General features: G+C 69.0%; 3 protein-coding genes and 1 pseudogene. 1 reads left to right on the top strand and 3 read right to left on the bottom strand.

The annotated features are described in order from the left end of the window. Together gyrB and recF are read right to left on the bottom strand one after the other, a co-directional pair. Entirely contained in the window at positions 1 to 2,448 is a 2,448-nt protein-coding gene (gene gyrB, locus Q7T09_RS02545; RefSeq protein WP_304697398.1) for a DNA topoisomerase (ATP-hydrolyzing) subunit B, read from the bottom strand. Continuing rightward, on the bottom strand, positions 2,445 to 3,590 hold the full coding sequence (recF, locus tag Q7T09_RS02540; RefSeq protein WP_304697397.1) for a DNA replication/repair protein RecF: 1,146 nt from the start codon (positions 3,588 to 3,590) through the stop codon (positions 2,445 to 2,447). Before recF ends, gyrB begins: the two co-directional genes overlap by 4 nt. Before the next feature lie 102 nt (positions 3,591 to 3,692). Here recF and Q7T09_RS02535 point away from each other — a divergent pair, with 102 nt between their 5' ends. Then, entirely contained in the window at positions 3,693 to 4,526 is an 834-nt protein-coding gene (locus Q7T09_RS02535; protein WP_304697396.1) for a TonB family protein, read from the top strand. Here Q7T09_RS02535 and Q7T09_RS02530 read toward each other — a convergent pair. Next, positions 4,516 to 4,933: pseudogene (locus tag Q7T09_RS02530) on the bottom strand (DNA polymerase III subunit beta); the annotation flags it as partial. The gene Q7T09_RS02535 and the pseudogene Q7T09_RS02530 sit on opposite strands and share 11 nt — an antisense overlap.

Genomic DNA, 4,933 nt, shown 5'->3' with positions numbered 1-4,933 from the left:
CTAGACGTCGACCTCGGCGTCCAGGGCGTTCTCCTGGATGAACTCGCGGCGCGGCTCCACCAGATCGCCCATCAGGCGGGTGAACATGTCGTCGGCGTCGTCGGCGTGGTTGACCCTCACCTGCAGCAGGGTGCGGGCGTCGGTGTCCAGGGTGGTTTCCCAGAGCTGCTCGGGGTTCATCTCCCCCAGGCCCTTGTAGCGCTGGATGGCCAGGCCGCGGCGGCCGGCGTCCATGATCGCGCCCACCAGGTCCAGGGGCCCGCGCACCGTGGTGACCTTGTCCTTGCGGGTGAAGACCGCGGGGCCCGCGAAGGTGTCGGCCATGGTCGCGGCGCGCTCGGCAAGGCGGCGGGCGTCGGCGGCGTGCAGCAGCAAATCATCCAGCACGACGCGCTCGGAGACCCCGCGCTTGACGCGGCTGAAGACGAAACCGCCGGCGGGGCCGGCCTCGCCGGTCCAGGAGCCGTCGCTTTCCTCGGCATAGAGGTCCAGACGCTTGGCGGCGGCCTCGATGTTGCGGCCCTCGGCCAGCAGGCCGCCCAGGGCCGCCTGTTCGATGGCGAAGGCGGGCGCCCGCGACGACAGGCGTTCTATATTGGCCTTGGCCGAACGGGATGTCTGGATCAGGGCCAGCAGATCCTGGCCAAACAGACGCTCACCGTTGGAGAGGTCCAGGGTCGCGCCCTCCAGACCTTCGTTGACCAGGTAGGTCTCCAGGGCCGGATCGTCCTTGAGGTAGGTGATCGACTTGCCCTTGGCGGCCTTATAGAGCGGCGGCTGGGCGATATAGAGGTAGCCGCGCTCGATCACCTGCGGCATCTGCCGGTAGAAGAAGGTGAGCAGCAGGGTCCGGATGTGGGCGCCGTCGACGTCGGCGTCGGTCATGATGACGATCTTGTGGTAGCGGACCTTCTCGATATCGAAGTCGTCGCGGCCGATGCCGGCGCCGAGCGCCGTGATCAGGGTGCCGATCTGATCGGAGCCCAGCATGCGGTCGAAGCGGGCGCGCTCGACATTGAGGATCTTGCCGCGCAGGGGCAGGACGGCCTGGTTCTCACGGTTGCGGGCCTGCTTGGCCGAGCCGCCGGCGGAGTCGCCCTCCACCAGGAAGATCTCGGACTTGGCGGGGTCGCGCTCCTGGCAGTCGGCGAGCTTGCCGGGCAGGGAGGAGATATCCAGCGCGGTCTTGCGGCGGGTCAGGTCGCGGGCCTTGCGGGCCGCCTCGCGGGCGGCGGCGGCCTCGGTGATCTTGGCGATGATCAGCTTGGCTTCGACGGGGTGCTCCTCGAACCACTGGCCGATGCCTTCGGAGACCAGGCTCTCGACGGCGGGGCGCACCTCGGAGGAAACCAGGTTTTCCTTGGTCTGGCTGGAGAACTTCGGGTCCGGCACCTTGACCGACAGGACGCAGGTCAGGCCCTCGCGGCTGTCCTCGCCCGACAGCGAGACCTTCTCGCGCTTGGTGGCGCCGGAGCTCTCGGCATAGCCGGTGATGATGCGGGTCAGCGCCGAGCGGAAGGCGGCCAGGTGGGTGCCGCCGTCCCGCTGCGGGATGTTGTTGGTGAAGCAGAGGACGTTCTCGTGATAGCCGTCGTTCCACCAGAGCGACAGGTCCAGCTCGACGTTCTCGCGCTTGCCGCGGATCACGATGGGCGCCTTCAGGATCGGGGTCTTGGCCTTGTCCAGGTGGCGAACGAAGGCCTCGATACCGCCTTCGTAATGCAGGACCTCCTCGTAGGGCTCGGCCTCGCGGTTGTCCTTCAGCCAGATGGTGACGCCGGAATTGAGGAAGGCCAGCTCGCGCAGGCGATGCTCAAGGGTCTTCCGGTCGAACTCGATGAAGGCGAAGGTGTCGGTCGAGGCCATGAAGGTGACCTCGGTCCCCGACAGGAATTCGCCGTTTTCGCGCAGGGGCGCGTCGCCGGTGACGATCAGGGGCGAGACCGCGTCGCCGCGGCGGAACTCCATCTCGTAGGCCTTGCCGCCGCGATAGATCTTCAGCTTCAGCCAGTCCGAGAGCGCGTTGACCACCGAGACGCCCACCCCGTGCAGGCCGCCGGAGACCTTGTAGGAATTCTGGTCGAATTTACCGCCCGCGTGCAGCTGGGTCATGATGACCTCGGCCGCCGAGACGCCTTCGCCCTCGTGGATGTCGGTGGGGATGCCGCGGCCGTCGTCGGTGACGGTGACCGAGCCGTCGGGATTGAGGATCACCTCGACCCGGGTGGCCCAGCCGGCCAGGGTCTCGTCGATGGCGTTGTCCACCACCTCATAGACCATGTGGTGCAGGCCCGACCCGTCGTCGGTGTCGCCGATGTACATGCCCGGGCGTTTGCGCACCGCGTCCAGGCCCTTGAGGACCTTGATGGACTCCGCGCCGTATTCGGCTTGGCCGGCGTGTTCGCCCAGTTCGGGCGAGTTGTCGGGGATCTGCGTTTCGTCGGTCATTCGGTATCCAGAATCGTCAGGCTGGAGCCATCCACATGGACGCCCTGGGCCCGGCCCTTCAAATCTTCGAACAGGTGCTCGTCCGTGCCGGTGAGGAAGGCCTGGAGCTTGAGCGCCGTGATCTCGTCGAACAATGCGGCCCGCCTGCGGCGGTCCAGGTGCGCTGCGACTTCGTCTAGCAACAATATAGGGTTTGGTCCTGATTCTGCACGTGAAAGACGCGCCGCCTGCCCCAAAACCAGGTTCAGAATCAGGGCTTTCTGCTCCCCGGTGGAGCATTCCGCCGCCGGGCGGTCCTTTTCGGCGTGGATCACCGCCAGATCGCCCCGGTGCGGGCCGGTGAGCGCCCGTCCCGCCGCGGCGTCGCGCTCGCGCGCCTCGGCCAGCGCCCGGGCCAGGCGGGCCTCGATCTCGGGGGTTTCGACCCCCTCCAGGGCCATCTGCTCCCAGGCGCCGGTCAGGCTCAGCCGGGCCTGGGGGAAGGGGCGGTCGCCACGCTCGTCGATCTCGCTTTGCAGGGCTGACAGTGTTCTGGCGCGGGCGGCCGCCATCAGGGCGCCGGCCTCGGCCAGCCTGGCCTCCAGGGCGCTCAGCCAGTCGGGGTCGGCGGGGCCGTCGGTGAGCAGGCGCATGCGCTCGCGCTGGGATTTCTCGTAGGCGGTGGCGTGGGCGGCGTGGGCCGGTTCGGCGGCAAACACCAGGCGGTCGAAGAACCGGCGGCGGTCGCCGGTGCCCTCCAGGAACAACCGGTCCTGGGCCGGGGTCAGCCAGACCTGGCGCTGATGGTCGGCCAGGCGTCCGGGGGGCACGGGCTCGCCCTCAAGCCGCACCGTGCGCCGCGCCGCGCCGGGGACTTCCGTGCCGGTGCCCAGCCGCACCGGCTCGCCGTCCAGCTCGATGGTGGCGGCCACGGCCCAGGCGCGCCCTTGCGTCTCGCCCGGCATCCGCCGCCCGACCTCGGCCAGGCTCGCCCCGCGCAGGCCCCGGCCGGGGGTAAGCAGGGACACGGCCTCCAGCAGATTGGTCTTCCCCGCCCCATTGGGCCCGATCAGGAACACCGGCCGCCCGTCCAGGGGCAGCTCGGCGCGGCCATAGGAGCGGAAGTCGGTCAGGGTCAGGCGGGTAAGGGCCGAGCGGGTCACGGTGGGGTCTTACAGGGTTTCGGCGGCGGGGGCGAAGGCTGAGGCCTATGGCGCGCCGCGAGCCCCATGGCTAAGCTCGCGACAGGCGTGTTTGGGGGATCTATGCGGACACTTGGTTGCATCGTGGCGGCCGCGACCCTGGTCGTCGCGTCGGGCGCCCAGGCTCAGAAGGTGGTCAATCCCGACTGGCTGGAAAAGCCCAGCGGCGCGGACATCGCCGAGCACTTCCCCAAGCTCGCCCAGATGCTGTCGATCGAAGGCCGGGCGCTGGTCGCCTGCGAGGTCAGCGCCAAGGGCTTGCTGGAGAAGTGTTCGGTGGTATCCGAAGCCCCGGTGGGGCTGGGCTTCGGACCGGCCGCCCAGGTCCTGGCCAAGACCTTCAAGATGACGCCCAAGACGGTGGATGGGAAACCCGTGGCCGGAGGCGAAATCCGCATCCCGATCCGCTTCACCCTGCCGCCCGCTCCGCCGGTCACCAAGCTGACCGCCAAGTCCGATGTGTTTGGCGCGCCCTCGGCCCAGGCCCTGGAGACGGCCCGGAAGATCGTCCAGGCCCAGGACCTGTCGAGCCAGGGTCGGGTGCAGTTCGAGGTCGGGATGATGCCCCTGATGGAGGCCAAGTGGCCGGGGGTCGAGGACAAGACCCGCGACGACGGCATCGAGGCCCTGCGGGCCGGCTTCACCAAGTTCTGGGAGGCCTTCGAGACCGACCTGGCGCGCACCTACGCCAGCGCCTTCAGCGAGGCCGAACTGACCGACATCGCCGCCTTCGTGACCTCGCCGTCGGGTCGCGCCTTCACAGCCCGGCAGCCGGAGATACTACGCGGAATGCAGGCCTCCGTCGCCGCGAGCCTCAAGGCGGGCTCGGAAGCCGCCCGCACCGCGTTCTGCGCCCAGCATCCGTGCTCGGCGGCTCCGCCGCCGGCTACACCCTAAGCGGCATCAGGACGTAGCGGACGTCGGGGTCTGTGGGGTCGAGGACCAGCGCCGGGTCGTTGGGGCCGCCGAAGCGGAATTCGGCCAACTCCGCGCCGATCTGGTCGGTGACGTCCAGCAGGTAGCGGGCGTTGAAGGACAGCTCGAAGGCCTCGCCGGAATAGTCGACCTCGATCTCCTCCACCGCCTGGCCGGCCTCCATGTTACGGACGGTGAGGATCACCCGGCCGGGCTCGATGGCCATGCGCACCGAGCGGCTCTTCTCCGCCGAGATGGTGGCCACCCGGTCCACGGCCTTGGCGAACAGCTTGTTGTCCACCATCATCACCCGGTCGTTGTCGCGGGGAATGACCCGGACATAGTCGGGGAAGTTGCCGTCGATGACCTTGGAGGTCAGGGCCGCGCCG

Origin of the sequence: Phenylobacterium sp. (genome assembly GCF_030645195.1) — a bacterium.
Taxonomy (GTDB): Bacteria; Pseudomonadota; Alphaproteobacteria; order Caulobacterales; family Caulobacteraceae; genus Phenylobacterium.
The sequence above is the reverse complement of the archived record's forward strand: the minus strand, read 5'-3'. Positions and strand labels throughout refer to the sequence as shown.

Coding starts and splice junctions, on each gene's coding strand:
- gyrB (WP_304697398.1), bottom strand. CDS start 2,448: ATGACCGACGAAACGCAGATCCCCGACAACTCGCCCGAACTGGGCGAA.
- Q7T09_RS02535 (WP_304697396.1), top strand. CDS start 3,693: ATGCGGACACTTGGTTGCATCGTGGCGGCCGCGACCCTGGTCGTCGCG.